This is a genomic window from Gracilibacillus sp. JCM 18966, from assembly GCF_055392695.1.
This window is the reverse complement of record NZ_AP043883.1, coordinates 2515042-2537268: the sequence shown is the minus strand read 5'-3', so window position 1 is coordinate 2537268 and position 22227 is coordinate 2515042. Positions and strand designations below refer to the sequence as shown.

Genomic DNA, 22227 nt, shown 5'->3' with positions numbered 1-22227 from the left:
ATTCATTCATATTACGCCGTAACGTTAAAAGAGTTCAGTAACTCTATGATCAATCTATGAGGAGTCAAGTTGTATGAATAGAAAAAATGTCAGTGTTTTTATAAGCGTTTTTGTCGCCATGTTAGGTGTGATGATTCTTGCCCCTATCACCCCCTCATTGATCCGCGAGTTAGGCCTGAAAGAAATCCACTCCGGTATCCTAATTTCAACCGGATCGATTATGACGGCGGTCATGGCTCCGGTGTGGGGGAAAATTAGTGACAGAAGAGGTAGGAAACCGGTTATTATTATCGGATTGTTTGGATTGACCATCAGTACCATATTGTTGACCATCACGTTCTATAGCGGTCTCCAACACTGGATAAGCGGTGGATGGTTGCTGTTCTTAATGATCGCAATGCGAAGCGTAGTTGGCTTGTTCATCCCGGCCATTCTGTCGGCATCTCAAGCATTAATGGGAGATGAAGCAGGAGAGCAGGAGCGGGGCAAAGGAATGGCTGTTATCAGCGCTGCCAATGGTATGGGGTTAATCTTCGGCCCAGCCATAGCAGGTATTTTTAGTTTGGTTGATTTGTTATGGCCGATGTACTTTGGCATCACGATCACAGCAGTCGCCTTGTTGATCATTGTGTTTCTCATGCCAGCTACTATGCCGCAGGGCCGGATTGTAAAACTTAGACTCAAACCGCTTCAACGCGGTTTGCGACTTTATTTATTCGCTTCATTCATTACGATGATTGGTCTGTTTACAATCCAAGTTATTGCCGGGTTTTATTTGCAAGATCAACTCGGCCTTCCGTCTGATCGACTGGCGTGGTCCGTTTCCTTTGGCTTGATGTGTACAGGTTTGGCTATACTTATCGCCCAGGTCATTCAGTCCAAATGGCTGCAATGGAAGCCATCGACGATGAGTTTGTGCGGTTCCATCTTTATGTTCGCAAGTATGGTTACCTTTCTGTTTGCTCATCAGCTGCCAGGTTATTATTTTGCATTTGTCCTATTGGGTGCCGGAGCCGGCTTCATGATGACGGGGTTTATGGCCGGTGCCTCTATCTCTGTTACAAGTGAACAGCAAGGCAGTGTAGCCGGATTGGTTACAACTGTACAAGGAATTTCTGCGATTATCGCACCGATTGTTAGTACTTCGCTCTATCATGCAGATCATCGAATTCCCATAGCAGGGATTGCCTTGCTGAGTGCAACGATGGGGTTGTCAATGCTAAACAAATGGCTAAAAAGCAAAAATATTGATATAAATGGAGGTTTTTTTATGAGACGAACATTGGAAATTACCTTAAGCGTACTTGGAATTATTGCTAGTTTCGTCATGATAGTAACCGGCATTGTATTTAAAATTTTAACGAAGAGTGATAAATTTCTGCAATATTTGGAATCCGGATGGAGTGCAAGCGAGAATGCGTACACGTTGGAACAGTTGGGTCATGCAGGAACGATGTTTATCGCCCCTGGATTGATCACGATGGCTCTCGGCGTTTGTGCAGTAATCCTACTAAGAGGTAACCGCCGTCCGTTCATAGCAGGCTGGGGAATGATTATCGTGACCGTGGTGGTTTGTTTCCTATCACTTTTTGCCGCAATTCCTGGTCTATTCTATATTGCCGCGGGTATTATCACTTTGGTAAGAAAACCACAATATAGACATTGATGAAACAAGTGATGTGGCTATAAAAGAGGCTGGGACAAAACCCAGAAAAATAGAAATTACGTGACACCGACACTAAGCATAGTGAAGGTGCCACGTTTTTTAGAATTTCTACGAAATTTAGATAAACAAAAAGGACACCCTTTGATAGAATTAAAGTGAGCAAACCATAATCCAGAAAGGATGTCCTTATGTTTAAACATTATACCATGAATCAAGTTATTTTGCCTTTAGATTTAGAAGTTAGTTTGTGTCAAACTTTTCTCGGTACCCTATTCATCCCAGTATTTCTGGCACTCTAAATTTGTACGCTTTTCCAGCTACCGCGCGAATGTCTTCGCTTGGTTCCCCGTCATTTTAAGTTACGTTCTAAAGACCAAGAACCTAACTTAAAATGCCAGGATGGTTATCTAAAACTTTTAGCTAGCTTTCCTATGGCGGATGAATGAGGTGCATACACACCGATTACGCCTTGCTTAGCACCCATCGACGGGCGTGTAGGTTGATGCAAATAAGAAGACATGCGGACAACCTTCTTCACTTCTCGTTGCTTTCTTGCACTTCGTTTAAGATCCGCAAGATAAACTTCTCGTAAGGTGCCGTTTAGTATGCCTTGTTTTACCTTTACCATCGCCTCTGCGCCCTCTGGACTCCAATGCATGCCTCGTTTCTTCATACGGTAAGTAACACGTCGCTGATTCGATTCCATCGCACCTAGATTTCTTGCGTCTTCTGGAGGATTATCTATACGCTTTTTCCAATTCAAAATACGATCCCAATTGTTCAAGATATACGTACGAAACACCTTAACTTTTTCGGTTTTTTTGGAGTCTTCAAGCGTGCTTTCGTAAGTATCCAGCCATAAGTTAAAATGCTCTAAGTCATGATTCTCTAACGCTTTTCGTAATTCCGTTTTATAGTCACTCTGTTTGGCACCAAGTGCTCGATTAAGCCCTTGGAATACATGGTAAGGGTCTAGTTGGTTTAGAACAGGATATTCTGACTGGGAAAAGGCTTCTTGAAACTTCTCAGCTGTGTAACCGGCTCCACCATCACTATTCGTTACAACTCGTGTCTTTTCCAAAGAATAATGATTGGCAGTAAGTGCCTGAACTTCTTTCCAAAATTCCGAGGTTGGTTTGGTTGTCATAAGCACTTTCTGATTACGCAAAGATACGCGTTTCCCACTCTTATCCCAGCCTTCGTAAATAATCGCATGGCTTACCTCGTGACTCTTTTTCTTTTCCGTTCCCCTAACGAATACCCCATCAGCTTCTGCATAAAGAAACTCAACTTTTTCACCTTCTGGCAATTCAGCGGAATCCTCTAAATCAATGACCATGTCCTTATCCGCTATAGCTTGTGCTCTCCCAACCTCTCTCACAATCGTTCCAACCGTTGCGTGACTAATATCTACAGCTGTCCACTCCTTCAGTACATGAGCCACTTCTCTGTAGGTACTTTCAGCGGCCATTTCGGCAACCTTTACTTCTACAAAAGGACTTCTACGCTTGTACTTTTTAAATCCAATCCATTCATCAAAAGGATAGTGGGAATGACCTTCTAAATCATGCATAAGCGTATGTGTAAATCTCACTCCACCAAAAGTGAATTGAATTTCCCTTTCGTCATTTCTTTCAACCCTCCAGCCTTCCGCTTGTTTTTTCTTCACAATGACAGTGTTCATATTGGTGAATACGTCCCCCAACAAGGACGCAAACAACTCATACATCAAGGTACGAACACTTTCCTCGAAATCAATTAAATTATCTGTTTGGTGTATTAATCTGTATAATTTTGATATAATAGTATTCATGAAGAGGCCTCTTTCTACGATGTATTTGCTCTGGTAGGCATACATTTATGATAGAGTGCCTCTTCTTTTTTGGCTAGGATTTTGTAGAAATACCACCGAGAACTATTTTACACATACTAGAAGTTAAATTACGAGAAGGTGATATTGCTTTTGCCATCAATGAATTAGTGGAAAGCATTCCGGAGGAAGCGTTCAAGGGTTTTCTTCGAAAAACTGGTTGTCCTGCTTATCATCCTTGAATGATGCTGAAGATAATCTTGTGCGCCTATACGCAATCTGCTTTCTCAGGGAGAAAGATGGAAGCGATGTTAGCAGACAGTGTTCGAATGATGTGGTTAGCTCAAGGCCATGAACCGAGTTATCGTACAATCAACCGATTCCGTTCCCATCCCTTAGTTGAAGAATTACTGAGGGAATGCTTTGTTCAATTTCGTTCCCAGTTAGTCAAAGAAGATTTAATTGAGGAAGAAGCCATTTTTATTGATGGAACAAAGATTGAAGCAAACGCGAATAAGTTTACGTTTGTATGGCGGAAATCCGTGGAGAAGTACAGTGCCAATCTGATGGAGAAATCAAATCACATGTATGATGAACTTTTAGAAAAACAAATCCTCCCAGAAATAGAACGTGAAAGCCCTGACGAGCTAACGATGGATGAACTGGAAGTAGTAGTGGAAAAACTCGATGAAAAAGTGAAAGAGTACGATGAAAAAATTAAAACGAGTGAAGTGGTGAGCGAACGGAAACAATTGCGTTCTGAAAGGAAAGCACCCAAACAAGCTCGTAACAAGTTTAAAGATTTTATACTACGGAAACAAAAATATCAAAATGATATGAAAATTTTTGGCGACCGCAACAGTTATTCTAAAACGGATACTGATGCCACGTTTATGCGTATGAAAGACGATTACATGAAGAACGGACAATTAAAGGCTGGTTATAATGTGCAAGTTGCGACCGAAGGTCAGTATGCCTTAGCTTACGACGTTTTCCCAAATCCTACGGATACACGTACTTTAATTCCTTTTCTTGATCATATAGATAAAAACTACTTTACGTTGCCTCCTTATATTGTTGCGGACGCAGGTTACGGTAGTGAACAAAATTATGAAGATATTATCGAACACAGAAAACGAACTCCCCTTATTATTTACAATCAATACCGAAAGGAGAAGAAAAAGAAATATAAAAACAACCCTTTTCATGTAGATAATTGGCCATTCAATGAAGAAGAAGATACCTACACATGTCCAAACGGCAAAAGAGTATCGTTTAGCTATCTATCCAATCGAACAGATAGATATGGTTATTCACGACAGTACAAAGTGTATGAATGTGAAGACTGTACCGATTGTCCTCTACACTCGCTTTGTACGAAGGCGAAAGAAGGAAACAATCGCAAAGTTCTCTACAACGAGAAGTGGGAAATACAAAAAGAATATGTGAGAGCGAAGCTTTCAGATGAGAAAACTGGCGAATTATATGGTAAACGTAAAATCGATGTAGAACCAGTTTTTGGATTCTTGAAGGCTAATTTGGGTTTCACTCGCATGTCTTTGAGAGGCAAAGACAAAGTGAAAAATGAATTAGGGTTTGCGTTTATGGCGGTAAACTTGAGAAAGTATACCGCCAAGGATGGAAGACTTCTGATAAAAATGGCAAATAAACAAACAAAAAATGGCACTGAACAAATTATTTTGTTCAGTGCCATTTTCTATACTTTTTTGGCTACTCTGTTTCCTCATTTGGCTCGAATAACTCACTAATTAGTTTAACTTCGACTGATAGTATTACATCAGATAATTGGAGAGATGATGGCTTAGTTATCCGTTCAACTACCTCAGACAACTTTAATGCGATTGATGGAGATTTAGTCATGGATGAAAATGGCCAACCATGGCTTTCATTTGGTTCATTTTGGAATGGTATTAAACTAACGAAATTAGATCCTAATACAATGAAACCTACTGGTCAAATTTATTCCATTGCTGCAAGACCAAATGTATCAGACCATGCCATTGAAGCACCTAACATCACTTATAAGGATGGTTATTATTACTTATTTGTATCCTTTGATCACTGCTGCCGCGGTGTAGATAGTGACTACAAAATTGCCTATGGCAGATCTAAAAACATAACAGGACCTTACTATGATAAAAATGGTGTGAACATGCTGAATGGGGGAGGAACCATCTTGGATGCTGGTAATGAACGTTGGATCGGACCAGGTCACCAGGATGTTTATAATAATAATGTAATTGTCCGCCATGCATATGATGCCAATAATAATGGCGCACCAAGATTATTAATAAATGACTTGTATTGGGATTCTAATGGGTGGCCAACCTATTAAAAGGATTGATATGACAATGTAGCAAAAACTGGTCTATATCCCAAAAATAGACCAGTTTCCCTTTTCATTATTTTTCAGGTGATAATTCGATTGCTTGGTGTATAGCTTCGATCATACTTCCATCATCAACCATGCCTTTTCCTGCTATATCAAATGCTGTACCATGGTCAACACTTGTACGAATAATGGGTAGTCCGACCGTAATATTCACTCCTGCTTCAAGGCCAAGCACTTTAATTGGACCATGTCCTTGGTCATGATACATTGCAACTACTATATCGAAATCACCACGTTGCGCACGGAAAAACAGCGTGTCTGCTGGTAAAGCTCCTTCGACATCAATCCCTTCCTTCTTCGCACGTTGGATAGCAGGATCAATTTTTTCTTCTTCCTCTCCATTTCCGAACAAGCCATTTTCTCCTGCATGTGGATTAATGCCACAAACGCCAATCTTCGGTTGCTTAACCCCTGATTTATAAAGGGTATCATGCGCTAACCGAATAACATTGTATACACGCTCGGGTTCAATGCTGTTGATCGCATCAATAAGGCCCATATGAGTAGTTACATGGATCACTTTTAACTTAGGCGATGATAGCATCATAGAAAAATCTTTTGTATCGGTTAACTCCGCAAGAATTTCGGTATGGCCTGGATAAATATGGCCGCCTTTGTGCAGCGCTTCTTTATTTAGTGGGGCTGTACAAATCGCATCAATTTTTTTCTCATTTGCTAGTTCAATGGCTGTTTTCAAATATTGAAATGCTGCATTACCTGCATCAGCAGAAACCTCTCCAAACGGAAGGTTTTCTGGCAGTAAATCTAAGTCTACACATGCAATCTCGCCAAAAGCTGTTTCTGTAAAATCTGCTTGATGATCGAACGATTTTACTGTAATCTCCACATCCAAAATATCAGCAGCTCGTTTTAGCATGTTAGCATCACCAATTACTACTGGATGAGCTTGTTCATAAACCTCTTTATGTTGCAGACTTTTCACGATTACCTCAGGCCCTACACCTGCAGCGTCTCCCATTGTAATCCCTATAATTGGCTTTTTACTCATTGTTTAAAACTCCCTTCAATACTTGCATGGCATGATAAATAGACTGTTGGTTGCCAAATGCGCCTGCTTTAGTTACAATTCTAAATTCTTTCTCTGTTCCGATCAATGTACCAACCGGGATTCCTGCTTCCAATTGTTTCAACAAACGAAAGCCAATTCCACCTAACTGACGAGCAACCTCTTTTGCTGTATCACCGCCAGTTAAAACAAGTCCGGATAGATTCTTATTTCTCTCAGATACCCCTACAACAATTTCACCAATTGATTGTGAGATGTGTTCTCCGATTTGATAGTCAGACAAATCTCGTTTTCGTCCAATTCGTTTCACCTTGTCACGAATTTGTTCATTCGAAGGCACATAAACGACAATATCATCACCTGACTTAATCACATCTACACATTTTTCAATATGATTGTCTTTTAGCATTTCCCAATCATTCGTAAACATTTGAATTGGATCTAATTCAATAGCTGTAACGTCCGCCTGTTCCGCTGCAAACCGTACTTGATGTTGTGTTACTTGAGACAAACTTCCGCATACTGTCATAACATGCTCAGATTTAGTCAATGAATGTTTCCCCATCTTTTGACTAATTCCTAATACTTCTGGCAGTACTTCAGCTAAACCTGCTGAACCTGCCCAAATGATATTTTCAGAAATCTTTACAACCTTTTGTGCCATTTGTAATAATTCTTCTTGAGATTCTGCATCACAAACAATATATTGAATATTTTTTACTTGATAAGATTGTAGTTTTGCCTGTAAAGTAGATCCTTTTATATCTTCTGTAGTTAATAAACCTACCGCTTCATCAATTTCATCTTCTATCAAACTTGGTATATATGATTGTCTAACAGGGTGCTTTGGATCTTTGGCAGCTTCCGTTTCTGATAGCTTTATGCCATTCACATAATGAACCCCATCCTTAGTTGTTCTTCCATATGCAGGTAAGGCAGGAGCAATGATAACAAACTCTGGCGAAAACACTTCAGATAGTGCTTGTAACTCTGTAGCAATATGACCTCTTAATGTCGAATCCATTTTTTTATAGACATAGCGATAACCAGCTTCTTTAAGAAATAAAGCGGCTTGCTTTGTAATTGACCTAGCTTCTTGATTCGATAATGCTCGTGAATTTGTATCGATCACTAATCCACTATCTAAATTATGAGAGTGCTCAGGGATATCAAACAACACCGAGGTTTTGACTCCTTTTTCAGTTAATTGTACGCCACTATCATTTGCCCCAGTCAAATCATCTGCAATAATTCCTAATAGTCTACTCATGTTGATCCCTCATTCTATCGATATTAAACTCATTCATTGATAACGTAATCGTCTGGTAAACGTACCCCTTTTTTCTCTAGTCGTTTCACTAAAAAGGCAATATAAAATGGTAGAAGAACGGCAGTTGTCACCGTTGATGCTGCAACCTGTACAGTTGCAATATCAACATTTACTGCAAAGCTTGCACTAGCAGCTGCTATTGCTGCAGGCGTTGCTACGGCATTACCGGCTGTAGATCCTTCTGCAGCACCTGCAATCGGATTCCATTTTAATGCTTTAAATACGAGGTATCCAACTGTACCAGTAACAAACACAGTTAATAATCCGAGAATAATTCCTGATAATCCGCCTTCAATAATACTTTTAAAATCAATTCCCATACCTAGTGAAAATGCAAAGAACGGGATTAACATCGAGCTTCCTTTGTCTAAAAACTCCCTCATCTCAACGTCTAGATTACCTAGTACCATACCAACTAAAATTGGTAATAGGACAGAAATAAAGGATACAAATGAGAACATACCATCAACAAATCCCATTGCGCCAAAAATAGCTAACGCTACCATTGTAAAGAATGGTCCATCATTTAAAGCAAGTAGCGAATAAGCTGCCCTATCTGTCTTATCGCCATATTGACCTACCATTGCTACATAAAGTCCTCCATTACTGTTTGTCATCGCTGCAATTATTGCAATTGGCGCAAGACCTAACCATAATCCATTGTCTCCAGCAAACATGTAAGCAATCAACCCTACAGCAGCACCTACTATCCATTTTGTTGCCAATAATGTTGCGCCTTTTCCAAGACTAACACCAACACTTCTTACGTTTATTTGAGCACCAGTACATAGTAAGAATAATGCGATTAATGTACTCGCCCCATCTACAAACAACGCTTGAGTAAAGTTACCTATTCTTAATAAATCAGGTACAAATGTATTTAATACGGCAGCTAGTAATAACGGAACAACCATCATTCCACCTGGTATTTTCTCTAAGGTTGCTTTTATTCTCATAGTAAATCCTCCCCCAATTAATTTGTTATCTTTTGCAACACACCTAAAAACATAAACCGTTTACATTTATGATTATATTAAAAATAACAATAAATTGCAACACTTTTTTTTATAAAAAAGGCAAATTACTTAAACTTTATAAAATAATTGTTTTATTTTGCAACAACAAAAGACTCGGTATTATCTCCGAGTCTTTTGTTATCTTTATAACATAATAAACATTATGACTTCAGCTTTCTCCATAATGTTGAACGGTTGATCCCTAAGCGATTGGCTGCTTTAGATTGATTATGATTTTCTTCTGTTAAGACAGTTTTTATAATCTGTTGTTCTATTTCCTTCAATGTTCCTTGTAAGGATAATTCATTTATCTCTTCGTTTTCAAATTGAGCTAACAATTGTTCCACTTGTGAATATTCAATATAGCTTCCATCTGATAACAGCGTTAATTCACGTACAACTTGTTTTAATTGACTGAGATTACCTTTCCAATTATATTGTTGCATTAGTTCCACTGCCTCTTGTTTCATTCCCAATGTCTCCATTCCTTCTCGCGTGTGAAACTCCGTAATAAAGAAATTAACATATGCCTGGATATCGTCTTTTCTCTGCCTTAATGGTGGAATATGTAACGGATACTTCATAATCTGTTGATAAAGCTCTTTCGAGAAACTTCCCTCTGCAACTAAATGATCCAATGTTCGGTTCGTTAACGTAATTACTTTCAAATGAGTGAATAAACTTATGACTTCTTCCATCGTGGCTGATAATGCCCCAGTCAATTTTTCTATATTTTTTATCAACAGGGTCCCTTTATCCAATCGATTTATTTTACTTTTAATCGTCTTTATCTCCGAATCTGTTACCTTTTCACCATCAATTATCATTAGAGGTGCATCCAGACCAAACCGTTGAAAATGTATTTCCTTTGCAAGAGTAAGCTTTCCTACACCTTGTTCACCCATCACACACATAGGTTCATCAATACGTACATAATGTCCGATATTTTCCTTTAATCTTCGAGCAAAGGAACTATCACCAAGGATAGGTACATGACCTACACTATTATAAATAGTTACGGATTGGATTTTTTTATTTAATAAAGGGGAATGGAATATTAATCCGACAATTCCTTCAATTTTATTAACGATAAACGCTTGAACATCATAGCAATTATCCCCTTCTCTTAATTCAGTCCAATGTGTACCTTCACCTGTTATTACTCGCTGAATTAATTGCGCAATAGTAGAAGATTTGGAGACTTGTTGAGGTTGAATATCTTGATCGAATTTGGCATTTTTTGCAATGATGTTCTGTCGCTGGTCCAATAGTACGATTGGCAATGGAGTATTAGTAAAAGCATTTCTCAAGTAATTAAAATGACGATTAACCTTACGAAAGAAATGATAAACGCGCTTCCCTTCCTCGATAGCATCCATAAGCGCCTCCCTTCCAGATGCTATTAACACTCCCCGCAATCCAAGCTCTTCCGCAACTTGAACAGTAATAACATCCCCTATAACAACGGAAAAGTTAGCTTGTTTCAATCGTTGTAAATGTCCTCTAACTTCTTTTCTATCTTTAATCGTAATCATTTTGACATTAAATTCTAAAATATTGCAAATAGTGTTAGCGCCTTCTGATATATTAGGATAACCGACTAATGCAACACCACCTTCAAGTCCACGTAAAAGGGTAAACACTCGCAGCATATCATAACCAGTAATATCGATATGAACTACAGGTATAGAAATAGCATCTTGAATCATTGTAGCCGTTCCACCACGACTAATCACCAATTGATATCCTTGTTTTTCAGCTTTTTGAGCTATTTTTAACCCTTCTTCCAAGTTTCCGATGACAACATCTAATTGAACATCATTCGGTAAGACCGTTTTTTTCGCTATTTCTGCTAAACCTGAGTATGGTGCGATCAATAGTGCCTTAATCATTTCACATTACTCCTCACTTGTTGCATTATTCAACACTATTATTATGTCATAAACTCGTAAAAATGTCATTAAGAAGAGGTATTGGATATTCCCTCACCTCCTTACTTAATCCTCTTTAACCTAAATAGAAATGCCCCTCTTAATGCACTGTCATCGGAGCATTTCTTCTACCACCATTTTCAATTCTTATGCAAAATCAAGTCTGTACATTTCCCCTTCACGAACGGTAAGCTCATATAAACAAGCATCAACCTCTGTTAATGGAGATCCATCAATAGAAACACTATAAGATGAAGGAATCCTTATTCGACACTTTCTTGATTGGCTGGAAAAGATGGAAGCATATCGCAATCGATGATTCTGCCATTTTAATTCTATTTCATAACCACCTCTTGCTTTTAACCCTTTTACATAACCATTTCTCCATGCCTTTGGAACTGATGGCAATAGATGGATTTCTTGAAGGTGACTTTGGACGATCATCTCTACAATTCCAGCAGTTCCACCGAAGTTTCCATCAATTTGGAATGGTGGATGATTATCGAATAAATTTGGCAAGGTAGATTGCTTTAATAGTTCTAGAATATTCTGATAGGCATCCTCACCCCTAAATAAACGTGCCCACATATTAATAATCCATGCCCTACTCCAACCGGTATGGCCTCCTCCGTGTTTTAATCTTCTATTTAAAGTTACGACCGCTGCATTGGCTAATTCCGGAGTAGTTATTGGCGAAATTTGATTGCTAGGATGTAATGCAAATAAATGAGAAATATGACGATGACCAGGCTCCGCTTCCTCATAATCCTCTAGCCATTCTTGAATTTGACCATGCTTTCCTATTTGGATTTTTGGCAATTTTGCCCTAATATCGATCAATTGTTGACGAAAAACCTCATCACTTTTCATCAATTCACTTGCTTTGATACAGCTAGTAAATAAGGCGTAGATTATTTGACTATCCATAGAAGGTGCCTCACATAGATTCCCTTTCTCGCCATTTGGAAGTAAATAAGTATTTTCAGGTGAGACAGATGGTGTAGTAATCATCCATCCTTCGCTATTTTCTACTAAATAATCAACAAAAAATAAAGCAGCTTCCTTCATTGTTTCATAAGCTTCATGAAGAAACTCGATGTCACCTGTATATTCGAAATGCTCCCAAAGATGGAGACAGATCCAGGCAGCACCTAATGGCCAATAGCTTGCTGGTGTATAAATATCCTGTGGAGCTGTATCGCCCCAAATATCGGTATTATGATGTGCGGTAAATCCTTGACAGTCATACATCTTTTGCGCTGTCATTCTTCCGGTCTCTTTCATTTTCTCAATATGTTTCAGTAAAGGTGCATGGCATTCTGAGAGATTACATACTTCTGCTGGCCAATAATTCATCTGTGTATTAATGTTGATGGTATATTTACTATCCCAAGGTGGAAGCATTTGATCATTCCAAATACCTTGTAAGGTCGCAGGTAAAGAGTTTGGCCGGCTACAAGCAATCATTAGATAACGTCCAAAATGAAAATACGTACTGATTAAATCTAGGTCTGTTCCTCCTTGTTTAAGGTTTTCTAACCTTTCATCAGTAGGTATAAATTCAGCTGTCTCAGAATGATCGGTGATATCTAATTCGACACGATGAAATAGCTTTTGATAATCCTCTATATGCCTCCTTCTCAAAAGCTCATCATCTATCACTTTCACTTGTTCTATTGTTCTCTTGCATTGCTGTGTAGGATCCTGGTATCGAAAAGTGGTAGCAGCACTTAATAAAATCGTGACTGCACTTGCATTATTAACACATATTCGATTACCAATCGTGTTCACTTCTCCATCCTCTGCAATAACCTTTACTAAAGTAGAAAAAGAAATACCACCTTTTCCACCTGTCTCCCCTGTCATTAAGATACTAGTATCAGAAAGAGCACTGTTTTCATCTAAGTTCCTACTATTTCCTCTGTCTAAATTCAACTGGAAGGTAATGGAATTAGTTTCTGTACAAGTTAATCTTGTTACCATAATCTGATCAGGGTAGCTTGTAAAAACCTCTCTTTTGTAGGTACGATTATCTACTGAAAAGGATGTCTTAACGATGGCTGTATCGAGATCAAGCTCTCGCTTATAATCTTTGAAACCTTCCAATCCTTTGAAAAGAATATTCAACTCACCTAATGGCTCATAATGACGTTGACTCATAGGAATACCCGAGAAACTTAACCTAGCTAATTCCTCCGCTTCCTGTAGTTTTCCTTCAGATAGGAGTTTTCTTATTTTAGGCAAATGATCTAGAGCATCTGGATTCAATCTATCTCTTGGTCCTCCATACCAAACGGAATCCTCATTCAATTGAATTTTTTCTTTTACTACTTCACCATATACCATACCACCAAGTCGACCATTTCCAATTGGTAATGCTTCGTTCCAATTAGAAGCGGGATTATTGTACCAAAGTATCTTTCCCATTGAAACACCTCACCTTTTTATGGAAATGGGTGAAAACATCATCCTGTTAAATTGATTCCACCCATTCATTATCCATTTTATTGATTTTTCAAACTCTCATTAAATTCCTTTAATACATCCGATCCTCCGGCTTCTTCCCATTTTTTAATGGCTGCCTGGAATCCATCTTCATCCATTTCTCCTAGCATATATTGATAGGTTGCATCTGAAATAATTTGATCTAGCTGTCCAGCATTTTTCGCGTAAGTTTCCGAATCTAGGGTGACGGTTGGATCTTTAATAAGATAATTTTCATTATCCTTTTCCAACTCTATTGCTTTTATAGCTGGTTCATATTCATTATAAGGTTCATATTTTCCACTTGTTTCTGGTTCACCAATCTCAAAGATCTTATATGGTCTAACCTCTGCATCATACTTTGTTTGATCAATTACCTTAGCTCGACCATCGATTAATTCATAGTGAACCCCTTCTTCTCCCCACAGCGCTAAATTAGCTACTTCGGGTGTCATGAGATAATCATAAAACTCCAATATGTTTTTCAGCTCTTCTTCTGATCCAACTGATGATTTTGGAAACAGCATTAAACTCCCAAATCCAGGTATCGACCAAATACCATATTCCCCATGAGGGCCTTCTACATAATTTTGAACATCATATTCGACATCGGGATTAATTTTTGATGCATCATCATACATTGCTTTGACATCAGACATGGAACCAACGTATAATCCAGCCGTTCCGTTTTTAAACATCTCGGTCTGATCTTCCTTACTTGTAACAGGGAAATCCTGATTCATATATCCATTCTCATGCAATTTTTTGATAAAATCCATTGTCTCGATATATTCAGGATACATGAATTGAGGCACTATTTCTCCATCCTTCTCTCCCCAATAATTCGGTGTACCAAACCAGGAAGCTATCGTTTTAAAAGAACCATAGATTAAATCATTTCGGTCTGTTAAGCCGATCGTATTATCTTTTCCATCACCATCTGGGTCATCCTCAGTAAATGCTTTAGCCATTTCATAGAACTCCTCTGTTGTCGTTGGTGCTGAAAGACCCAGATTATCTGCCCAGTCCTTTCGGTAAATAATACCAGATCTTGATAAAGGACGCCCCTGATATATTCCATAAACTTTTCCATCTACTTTGGAATTATTGATGATTTCTTCTTTTAATTTACTCAAGTTCTCATATTCTTCAAGATATGGACCAATCTCCCAAAATTGACCATCACGAATAGCATCTTTAAACTGATTAATTTGTTGAAATCCGATACCTACTACATCAGGAAGGGAATTTGTGGCAAAAGCAGAATTTAATCTTTCATTATAATTATTATCAGGAACCCAATCAATTTCTAAGTTATAGCCTGTGACCTCTTCCACTTTGGTCAAGATTTTGTCATTAGGGACATTTGGAGTTAAAAGGTTAGTCATAAAGTGGATCGTTGGACGACCATCACTGTCCCCATCATTATCCTCTCCACTTGAAGCGCTTTCATTATTGCATGCAACTAACAACGACATAAGACAAAATACTAACAATAGCTTAACTTGAAGCTTTCTCATCCATATCACCCTTTCTTAATTATACGTTATCGATAACATTACATGTATTGTACATAATATTATTCCATATAAAAATAGTTTATTTTGATTATTTTATACTGTTTTTTGATTTTTCATATATAGTGTTAGCTATTTTCATTTGTTATAATTAAATTAATATTTTTAAAATGATGGGGTAACTATGGAATTAATACATTGGATGATAAAAAGGATTCGGCAAGCCTTCTTAGACAAAATATATTCTGCTAATCACCTCTTGAACGACCGTTATCAGGTTGAGAAGGTATTGGGTGATGGGAGTTATGGGATTGTTTATTTATGTATCGAGGTAAACACCAAACAGAAATTTGTGGTCAAACAATTACGTAAAAGTAAGAAAAAAGAGAATCAAGAGTTGTATAAGCAAGAAATTTCCATACTTAGAAAGCTAGACCATCCAAGCATTCCTAAGTTGTCCGAACATTCACTTATGAAAATAATAAATTTTTCTCGATGACATTTATGGATGGAGTTAATTTGGAGGATTCATTGTTTAAAAAGAAAAAGAAATTTAATGAGAAGGATGCTTTGTTATTTTTCAAAAAGCTGGTGAAACTTGTCTCCTTTATACATGACCAAGGTATTGCTCATCGAGACCTTAGAATTCCGAATGTCATCATCCATCACAATCAACCATACTTAATCGACTTTGGGCTAGCGGAATTATTCAAATCTGATAATAAGAAAGAAATGGTCCAGGATGATTTCTATGACTTAGGAGACTTTTTACTATTCATTCTATACTCCACCTTTGATGATAAGTCTAAAAAAAATCAGCCATGGACCGAGGAGTTAAATCTTGATAACCTCACCACGAGAATCTTGAAAAGGTTACTGCAAATTGAGAAACCTTACGCTTCTGCTGAGGAAATACAAATAGATGTAAACCACGCATTGAAAAAATTTAGTAGTTAGCTACTGCTACTCCCAAAGAAGCTACGTCTTTTATAACGGTGTGAGCCTGAATAAGGATGACGGTGACGACGACCACTGCTACTTCCGTAATAGCGGTGTTTTCTTTTATTAGAACTGTAACGATGGTATCTATGTCTCTTACTACTACCATACTTTTTCATCTCATGTGAAATCTTTCTCATAAATTTTTTAAACATAACATAACCTCCATGTTTAAGGTACGATTAGATAAAGCTAATAGTTTCATTAAAATTATTCGATTCTGTTCGAGGAGTGTCCAGGCTTAAAACTCTACCCCTTTATCGAACCAGCCACAAGACCTGTAACAATTTTCTCTTGTGCTATAAAGTATACTAATAAAAGAGGTAAACTTCCAAGGGTAAGGGTCGCCATAATTCCTAGAATATTATAAACCAAAGCATTTTTTGTCCATACTATCAAGCTCCTTTTTGTTAATCAACGATCCTCTTTTTTCACTTTTCAAACAATATAATTATTCAGAACTTATTTCTCGGGTAAAACTTCATTTAGGTTAAAGTATTAATAAGTATATCCTTATGTTTAATAATCTATAGTTTTATAATATAAAACTATATTTTATATTATTGACACATCTCTATTTAACTTTTATACTTAATTTACAAATGTAAACGCTTTAAAGAGAGGTGTCTCGATGAATAAATTAGAACAATTAATGCATCATTCCGAAAAGATATATGATATTAAGACCGTGGCAAGAGGTCCGGTTGGCAAGCTACCACTGACTGATCAAATGCTTAGGAAATCCCCAAGCGGAAATTTATTCGGGTTGTCACAAAATGTGGGAATGGGTTGGAGTCCTAACATGTTAGATGGTAAGCAAGTATTATTATTAAGTACACAGGGCGGACTAAAGGATGAAGATGGTAACCCTTTAGCATTAGGCTACCATACAGGACACTGGGAAGTAGACATACTCATGAAGGAAGCAGCAAATGAAGTTAGTAAACAAGCTGGGATTCCTTTTGCTGCCTATGTTAGCGATCCTTGTGATGGGAGATCACAAGGCACAACAGGAATGTTCGATTCCTTTCCCTATCGCAATGATGCGGCAATGGTATACCGTCGCTTAATCCGCTCATTACCTACTAGGGATGCTGTGCTCGGGATCGCTACATGTGACAAAGGCTTGCCAGCAATGATCATTGCATTAGCATCTATGCACGATTTACCTACTGTTGTCATACCAGGAGGGGTTACTCTACCTCCGTTATACGGGGAGGATGCTGGGAAGGTTCAAACGATAGGAGCAAGATACTCTAACAATGAATTATCATTAGAGGAAGCTGCCGAATTAGGTTGTATGGCATGTGCTACCCCTGGTGGAGGATGTCAATTTCTTGGAACAGCTGCCACAGCACAAGTAGTTGCGGAAGCATTAGGTATGACTGTTCCTCATGCAGCACTAGCACCATCAGGGCAAAAGGTATGGAAAGAGATGGCTCGTCAATCTGCCAGATCGATTATTGCAATGGAGAATAAAAAAATAACAACAAAGGATATCGTCACAGATGATGCTATTCATAATGCAATGGTCGTACATGCTGCTTTCGGTGGATCTACTAATCTATTATTACACATTCCAGCAATCGCACATGCTGCAAAATGTCAAATACCATCATTGGAAGATTGGCATCATATTAACAAAAAAACTCCTCGTCTTGTGAGTGTGTTACCAAATGGTCCTACTCCACACCCAACCATACGTGCTTTTTTAGCAGGTGGCGTTCCAGAAGTCATGCTACATCTTCGTAATTTAGGTTTGCTACGTGAACATGTCATGACGGTGACAGGACATACTCTTAGTGAAAATTTAGATTGGTGGGAACAATCGGAACGGCGACAAAAAATGAAGGAAAAACTAAAGGAAGAGGATCAGATTGATGCGGATGAAGTCATTATGTCAAAGGAGAAAGCAATAGAACGAGGACTAACCTCTACCGTTACCTTCCCCACAGGTAACCTTGCACCAGAGGGAGCTGTTATTAAATCTACGTCGATCGATTCGTCTAGATTAGATAAAAATAAAGTTTATTATCACAAAAGCGAGGCAAAAGTATTCACTAGTGAGGCAAACGCGATTGAGGCAATCAAAACACAACAAATTAAAAAAGGCGATATCATGGTTCTAACCGGCTGTGGTCCCCTAGGTACAGGAATGGAGGAAACCTATCAGGTTACCTCTGCGTTAAAGCATTTATCCTATGGAAAATATGTAACGTTAATTACAGATGCTCGTTTCTCAGGGGTATCGACAGGTGCTTGTATAGGTCATGTTGGGCCAGAAGGATTAGCTGATGGTCCTATCGGTAAAATACAAGATGGCGATTTAATCGAAGTACGAATCGATGCTAAAAACTTGGAGGGTTCGATTAACTTTTTAGGCACGCAGGAACGTGAAATCACACCAGAAGAAGGTGCTCGCATCCTTGCATCCAGAAAAATGAATAAAGAGATTAAGCCATCTGACAATTTACCTGATGATACACGTCTTTGGGCTGCCTTGCAAAAAGTAAGTGGTGGTACATGGAAAGGTAGTGTTTATGACGTCGATCGTATTATCGAAGTATTAGAGGCTGGAGAGAGGGTATTAAGGGAAAATAGGAAGACGAAAGAATCGACTTATTAAACCCAAACTATTAAGCAGAAACCCATATGAAGGAGTTTCTGCTTTTTTTTCTTTGTTATCCTTTAAGAAAAACTGTTTTTGTTGTCGTAAAGAATTCTTTTGCTGCTTGCCCTTGTTCTCTTGAGTAGGAACTGGATGCCTTCATTCCCCCGAATGGCGCTTGCAATTCTACCCCTGCTGTTTCAGAATTGATCCGAACCAATCCCGCTTCGATATCATCGATAAAGGATAGAATGTGGTCAATATTTTTAGTAAAAATCGATGCACTCAGTCCATATTCCACATCATTTGCTAAATCAATTGCTTCTTCCACCGAATCTGCTTTCATCAAAGCCAAAACAGGACCAAAGATTTCTTCCTGAGCTATTGACATATCAGTAGTTACATCTTCGAAAATAGTTGGCTCTATATAGTAGCCTTCCTTTAAATCTCCCTCTGTTAGTTGTTTACCTCCTAGTATTAAGCTTGCTCCTTCTTCTATTCCCCTATTAATATAATGCTTGACTGTCTTAAACTGACCTTCACTTGCACATGGCCCCATCCAAGTTGATGGATCCATTCCATCACCTACTGTAATTTTCTTTGCTTTTTCAATTAAACGGTTTTTGAATTGCTCATAAATACTGGATTGAACAATAACACGACTGCTAGAGGTACATTTTTGCCCGGTTGATTTCAATCCACCACTTAGAGTGGCATCTACTGCTGCTTCTATATTCGCATCTTCAGCTATGATAATGGGATTCTTACCACCCATTTCTAATTGATATTTCCCTCCACGTGCTGCGACAATTTTTCCAATATTTTTTCCTACGTTATTCGAGCCAGTAAATGTAACGGCATGGACATCCTTATTTTCTGCCAATCCTTGACCTATTACAGAGCCACTTCCTGTTACAAAATTCACCACACCTGCTGGGAAACCAGCCTTTTCAAAGCATTCGATTACCTTAGCAGCTGTCACCGCCCCTTCCGTTGCAGGCTTTAAAACAACCGTATTACCATATATTAAAGCTGGCGCCATTTTCCAGATTGGAATAGCGACTGGAAAATTCCATGGAGTAATCACACCGACAACACCGATAGGTACTCTTTTACTAAACATAAGTGCGCTAGCGTCTGTAGATGGGATGAGATCTCCATCAGATCTCATGCCTTCCCCTGCATAGTATTTGAGTATTTGAATACCTCTAGTTGTTTCTCCTTGTGCTTCAGGAAAGGACTTTCCCATTTCCTTCGTCATAGTTGTCGCAATTTCTTCCAGATTTTCTTCTAAAAACGTCGCTGCTTGATACAAATAATTTCCTCTTTCTGCTCCGGATAATTTCCGCCAAGCTTTTTGTGCATCTTTGGCACGGGCTATTGCCTCATTTAAATCAGAGCTTGAAGAATTTTGCACGCTTCCAACTACTTCATTCTTTTTTGCAGGATTATAGCTTTCTAACAATTCCCCAGAGGATGATTTCTTCCATTCTCCACCGATATAATTCAAGAATACATTTCCACTCATATTAGACTCTCCTTTTTATGAATATTGCTGGCTAATTTAACTGGATTTCTTAAGATGCCAATTGACTCAATTTCTATTTCAATAACATCTCCCTCTTCTAATGTAAAGCTGTCATCTGGAATAATACATGTTCCTGTCAATAACGTGGTTCCGTCTACAATGTCGTTATCTTTTATTAAATAAGAAACTAATTCTTTAAATGTCCTTTTCAACATAGACGTGTTGGCAGACCCTTTCGATATTATTTCACCTTCTCGTGTAATTCGACATTCTATATTTAAGTTATAAGGATCAATCATTGTATCCGCTAACAAAATGGACGGCCCAATAGAACAAGAGTGCTTCCACATTTTCGCCTGTGGCAAATACAGTGGATTTTCTCCCTCGATATCACGACTACTCATATCATTACCTATTGTATAGCCTAAAATCTCTCCTTCAGCTTTTACGACTAATGCTAATTCAGGTTCAGGTATCTGCCAATTTGAATCTGTTCTAATACCTACTGGTTCATTAGGACCTATTAACCTTCTAGCAGTAGATTTCAAAAAAATCTCAGGCCTCTCCGCATCGTACACCTTATCATAGAAAGAATTGCTTTCTACCTTTGCTTCTCTATTTCTTGCTTCCTTACTTTTTAAATAGGTAACGCCTGCAGCCCACACTTCTTCTGATACAATAGGAGTCAACAATTCTAATTCTGTTAGATCCTTATTCATTGGCTTTTTGCTTATTATTTCTTCTTCGATAATCTGGCTACAGCTCTTGCTCGCCTTATCTGCCTGACGAATTAGATCCTGAAAAGAATCTGTAGATAACTCATAGATTTGATTGTCATCATTCACAACAGCAAGCTGTTCTACACCCGAATCCTTTTTAAATCTGATTATCTTCAATTGAATAATTCCTCCTTTTTTCTCTTTAGTTTTATAATATAAAACTACGTTCATTAATATAACTATTAAAAAATTTATCCTTTTACAGATAAAATGAAATCCATATCAGTGGGTTACTCTTTCTCCCACTGATGGTCTATTTAAATTTTTCTATTTCCCAAAGCTTTAGAAATATCCGTACACGTTTGTTGAAGTGTAAGGACAATTTTTTGTTCCAGTGTTGGTGTAATAGTTTGTTTTGTAGTAGAGATACTAATAGCCGCCACTACATTGTTGGTATGATCAAATATCGGTACGGCAATACAATAGATGCCAGGTTCATTTTCCTCATTATCAACCGAATAACCTTGTTTCCTAACCTTTACCAGCTCATCTAGATATACTTGCTTGTCTGTGATAGTGTTTGGTGTTTGAGCATAAAACTCATAATTCTGCAAAAGTTCCACTGTCTCTTTTTGCTGTCTAAATGCCATTAGTGATTTCCCTACAGCACTGCTGTGGATGGGGACTCTTTTTCCTATTCTGGAGTATACAACTGCTGAAGCACCCTCTACCTTATCAATATAAACACCGTACATATCTTCTAATATCACTAAATGTGTTGTTTGACCAGTTGTTACAGATAATTCAATTAAGTACTTTCGAGCAATTTCTCTTATATCCATACTATTTAACATAAACTGGCCACGTTCTAACAGCTTTAATCCTAAGCTGTACTTGCCACTATTTACATCCTGCTTAATATAATCATGTTCCTTTAATGTTTTTAACAAGGAATGAGTGGTACTTTTGTTTAGATCTAATTTTCTGCTAATTTCGGTAATTTTCATTTCACTGTTATGTTCATTAAATAAATCTAGTATTCTTAAAGCTCTATCGACAGACTGGATGATCGGCATGTGCATGTAACCTCTTTCATTTTTTTGCTTAGAGAAAGTATATCATATATGTTTTATATCATCAAAACTATTTTAGAATAGATAAATCTTTCTCCGTTTAATA

Annotated in this window: 13 protein-coding genes and 3 pseudogenes; 5 read left to right on the top strand and 11 right to left on the bottom strand. The window is 38.0% G+C overall.

Translation table 11 applies throughout. The annotated features are described in order from the left end of the window. Nucleotides 1-73: 73 nt before the first annotated feature. A complete protein-coding gene (locus ACZ5N5_RS12125; RefSeq protein ID WP_347403256.1) occupies nt 74-1666 on the top strand; it encodes an MFS transporter in 1593 nt (530 codons plus the stop codon). A gap of 403 nt (nt 1667-2069) precedes the next feature. Here the strand turns inward: ACZ5N5_RS12125 and ACZ5N5_RS12120 are convergent, their stop codons facing one another. After that, a complete protein-coding gene (locus ACZ5N5_RS12120; protein ID WP_188699124.1) occupies nt 2070-3479 on the bottom strand; it encodes an ISLre2 family transposase in 1410 nt (469 codons plus the stop codon). An 89-nt stretch (nt 3480-3568) separates the two neighbouring features. Here ACZ5N5_RS12120 and ACZ5N5_RS12115 point away from each other — a divergent pair. Then, nucleotides 3569-5245 (top strand): annotated as a pseudogene (locus tag ACZ5N5_RS12115) (IS1182 family transposase). Further along, a pseudogene (locus tag ACZ5N5_RS12110) lies at nt 5197-5832 on the top strand (family 43 glycosylhydrolase); the annotation flags it as partial. The pseudogenes ACZ5N5_RS12115 and ACZ5N5_RS12110, both read left to right, overlap by 49 nt. A gap of 67 nt (nt 5833-5899) precedes the next feature. On the opposite strand, the gene pdxA reads toward ACZ5N5_RS12110, so the two are convergent. From pdxA to ACZ5N5_RS12080, 6 genes are all read right to left on the bottom strand, one after another. Further along, nucleotides 5900-6898, bottom strand: coding sequence for a 4-hydroxythreonine-4-phosphate dehydrogenase PdxA (gene pdxA, locus ACZ5N5_RS12105; protein ID WP_464372555.1), 999 nt, complete (start codon nt 6896-6898; stop codon nt 5900-5902). After that, on the bottom strand, nt 6891-8186 hold the full coding sequence (locus ACZ5N5_RS12100) for a four-carbon acid sugar kinase family protein (RefSeq protein WP_464368214.1): 1296 nt from the start codon (nt 8184-8186) through the stop codon (nt 6891-6893). Before ACZ5N5_RS12100 ends, pdxA begins: the two co-directional genes overlap by 8 nt. Nucleotides 8187-8215: 29 nt before the next feature. Beyond that, a complete protein-coding gene (locus tag ACZ5N5_RS12095; RefSeq protein WP_464368215.1) occupies nt 8216-9202 on the bottom strand; it encodes a 2-keto-3-deoxygluconate permease in 987 nt (328 codons plus the stop codon). A gap of 221 nt (nt 9203-9423) precedes the next feature. Next, nucleotides 9424-11154: a PrpR N-terminal domain-containing protein gene (locus ACZ5N5_RS12090; RefSeq protein ID WP_464372554.1), complete on the bottom strand. Its 1731-nt coding sequence runs from the start codon at nt 11152-11154 to the stop codon at nt 9424-9426. A gap of 186 nt (nt 11155-11340) precedes the next feature. Beyond that, the gene (locus tag ACZ5N5_RS12085; protein ID WP_464372553.1) at nt 11341-13620 is read right to left on the bottom strand and encodes a glycoside hydrolase family 95 protein; all 2280 of its coding nucleotides are present in this window, start codon (nt 13618-13620) and stop codon (nt 11341-11343) included. Between the two features lie 77 nt (nt 13621-13697). Continuing rightward, a complete protein-coding gene (locus tag ACZ5N5_RS12080; RefSeq protein ID WP_464372552.1) occupies nt 13698-15197 on the bottom strand; it encodes an extracellular solute-binding protein in 1500 nt (499 codons plus the stop codon). 181 nt (nt 15198-15378) lie between these two features. Here ACZ5N5_RS12080 and ACZ5N5_RS12075 point away from each other — a divergent pair. Further along, nucleotides 15379-16151: pseudogene (locus ACZ5N5_RS12075) on the top strand (protein kinase domain-containing protein). On the opposite strand, the gene ACZ5N5_RS12070 reads toward ACZ5N5_RS12075, so the two are convergent. Next, nucleotides 16141-16302: a hypothetical protein gene (locus ACZ5N5_RS12070; RefSeq protein WP_277678568.1), complete on the bottom strand. Its 162-nt coding sequence runs from the start codon at nt 16300-16302 to the stop codon at nt 16141-16143. The pseudogene ACZ5N5_RS12075 and the gene ACZ5N5_RS12070 overlap by 11 nt on opposite strands. Nucleotides 16303-16824: 522 nt before the next feature. On the opposite strand from ACZ5N5_RS12070, the gene ACZ5N5_RS12065 reads away from it, so the two are divergent. Next, nucleotides 16825-18819 (top strand): YjhG/YagF family D-xylonate dehydratase, encoded by a 1995-nt coding sequence (locus tag ACZ5N5_RS12065; RefSeq protein ID WP_277678569.1) that lies wholly within the window; start codon nt 16825-16827, stop codon nt 18817-18819. 55 nt (nt 18820-18874) lie between these two features. Here the strand turns inward: ACZ5N5_RS12065 and gucD are convergent, their stop codons facing one another. From gucD to ACZ5N5_RS12050, 3 genes are all read right to left on the bottom strand, one after another. After that, on the bottom strand, nt 18875-20329 hold the full coding sequence (gene gucD, locus ACZ5N5_RS12060) for an alpha-ketoglutaric semialdehyde dehydrogenase GucD (protein ID WP_464372551.1): 1455 nt from the start codon (nt 20327-20329) through the stop codon (nt 18875-18877). After that, nucleotides 20326-21225: a fumarylacetoacetate hydrolase family protein gene (locus tag ACZ5N5_RS12055; RefSeq protein ID WP_109984999.1), complete on the bottom strand. Its 900-nt coding sequence runs from the start codon at nt 21223-21225 to the stop codon at nt 20326-20328. Before ACZ5N5_RS12055 ends, gucD begins: the two co-directional genes overlap by 4 nt. Nucleotides 21226-21365: 140 nt before the next feature. Continuing rightward, nucleotides 21366-22124: an IclR family transcriptional regulator gene (locus ACZ5N5_RS12050; protein WP_464372550.1), complete on the bottom strand. Its 759-nt coding sequence runs from the start codon at nt 22122-22124 to the stop codon at nt 21366-21368. Nucleotides 22125-22227 lie beyond the last annotated feature (103 nt).

What these genes read in the sequence shown, in the direction of transcription:
- ACZ5N5_RS12125 (WP_347403256.1), top strand. Translation starts at nt 74, where the DNA reads ATGAATAGAAAAAATGTCAGTGTTTTTATAAGCGTTTTTGTCGCCATG.
- ACZ5N5_RS12120 (WP_188699124.1), bottom strand. Translation starts at nt 3,479, where the DNA reads ATGAATACTATTATATCAAAATTATACAGATTAATACACCAAACAGAT.
- pdxA (WP_464372555.1), bottom strand. Translation starts at nt 6,898, where the DNA reads ATGAGTAAAAAGCCAATTATAGGGATTACAATGGGAGACGCTGCAGGT.
- ACZ5N5_RS12100 (WP_464368214.1), bottom strand. Translation starts at nt 8,186, where the DNA reads ATGAGTAGACTATTAGGAATTATTGCAGATGATTTGACTGGGGCAAAT.
- ACZ5N5_RS12095 (WP_464368215.1), bottom strand. Translation starts at nt 9,202, where the DNA reads ATGAGAATAAAAGCAACCTTAGAGAAAATACCAGGTGGAATGATGGTT.
- ACZ5N5_RS12090 (WP_464372554.1), bottom strand. Translation starts at nt 11,154, where the DNA reads ATGATTAAGGCACTATTGATCGCACCATACTCAGGTTTAGCAGAAATA.
- ACZ5N5_RS12085 (WP_464372553.1), bottom strand. Translation starts at nt 13,620, where the DNA reads ATGGGAAAGATACTTTGGTACAATAATCCCGCTTCTAATTGGAACGAA.
- ACZ5N5_RS12080 (WP_464372552.1), bottom strand. Translation starts at nt 15,197, where the DNA reads ATGAGAAAGCTTCAAGTTAAGCTATTGTTAGTATTTTGTCTTATGTCG.
- ACZ5N5_RS12070 (WP_277678568.1), bottom strand. Translation starts at nt 16,302, where the DNA reads ATGGTAGTAGTAAGAGACATAGATACCATCGTTACAGTTCTAATAAAA.
- ACZ5N5_RS12065 (WP_277678569.1), top strand. Translation starts at nt 16,825, where the DNA reads ATGAATAAATTAGAACAATTAATGCATCATTCCGAAAAGATATATGAT.
- gucD (WP_464372551.1), bottom strand. Translation starts at nt 20,329, where the DNA reads ATGAGTGGAAATGTATTCTTGAATTATATCGGTGGAGAATGGAAGAAA.
- ACZ5N5_RS12050 (WP_464372550.1), bottom strand. Translation starts at nt 22,124, where the DNA reads ATGCCGATCATCCAGTCTGTCGATAGAGCTTTAAGAATACTAGATTTA.